Source organism: Halomonas sp. TP35 (assembly GCF_052375975.1).
Classification (GTDB): Bacteria; Pseudomonadota; Gammaproteobacteria; order Pseudomonadales; family Halomonadaceae; genus Vreelandella; species Vreelandella citrativorans.
In genome coordinates, this window is the sequence record NZ_JBQSUZ010000040.1 from 1 (window position 1) to 1073 (window position 1073).

General features: G+C 53.9%; 1 protein-coding gene. It reads left to right on the plus strand.

Going from position 1 to position 1073, the window contains the following annotated elements; translation table 11 throughout:
- Nucleotides 1-91: 91 nt before the first annotated feature.
- The coding region (locus ACT3RU_RS17950; RefSeq protein ID WP_192528709.1) for an IS481 family transposase at nt 92-1073 on the plus strand (982 nt) is incomplete at its 3' end.

The following is a 1073-nucleotide window of genomic DNA, read 5'->3' on the forward strand; positions in this document are numbered from 1 at the left end:
TGTAAGAGGCCGGATGATAGATTAAGCCATAGGAGCTATCCTCTCCTGGCAGCACGTGACCTCATTGCTTACTTTATTCAGGAGCAGCGAGATGGATATTAAACTACACAAGACAGCGACCACTACCCCACGCATCCGCCGCGAGATCCAACGGGCACCCGCCTCGATGAGCGATAGTGAGTTGGCACGGCGTTATCATGTTTCTTGTCCCACGATTGCTCGGTGGCGCTACCGAGAGACGCAACATGATCTGTCTCATACACGGCACAACTTGCTCACAACACTGTCTTCTGCCCAGGAAGAAATTGTCGTGGCCCTGCGGGAGTATCTGCGGCTGAGTGTCGACGATCTGCTGGTGGTAGCAAGAGAATTTCTGCATCCGGACCTCTCACGTTCCGCACTACAGCGTCTGTTGAAACGTCGTGGTTTACCCAGCCTCGCGGCCCTGAAAAAGCAGGAGAGAGCGGCTCAAGCACCGACCCATAAGCCTTTCAAGGCCTATACGCCGGGGTATATCCATGTCGACGTTAAACACCTGCCTCAAATGCCCGACGAGAACCGCAAGCGTTACCTTTTCGTGGCTATTGATCGTGCTACACGCTGGGTCTATCTTGAGGTACGTCAACATCAGTCCGCACAAGATGCCGACGCTTTTCTACACCATGTCCACCAGCGTGCGCCCTTCAAGATCAAGACGCTGCTCACCGATAACGGCAAGACGTTTACTGACCGCTTCACTTCTGGCGGTGAACGGCAGCCCAGCGGCCAGCATAAAGTCGATCAGTTCTGTCGCCAGCAGGGCATTGATCATCGGCTGATCACGCCCTATCGGCCTCAAACGAATGGCATGGTCGAGCGCTTCAATGGCCGCATAAGCGACGTGCTTAACACACACCGATTCGATTCACGTGAAGACCTGGAAACCACGCTCAAACGTTATAACTGGCTGTACAACCACCACATCAATCAAAAGGCCTTGCACCATCAGCCCCCGGTTGGTGCAATGAAGCAGTGGCAGACTGACAGGCCCGAATTATTTTGGAAGCGTGTAATCAATCATGCGGGACCCGACA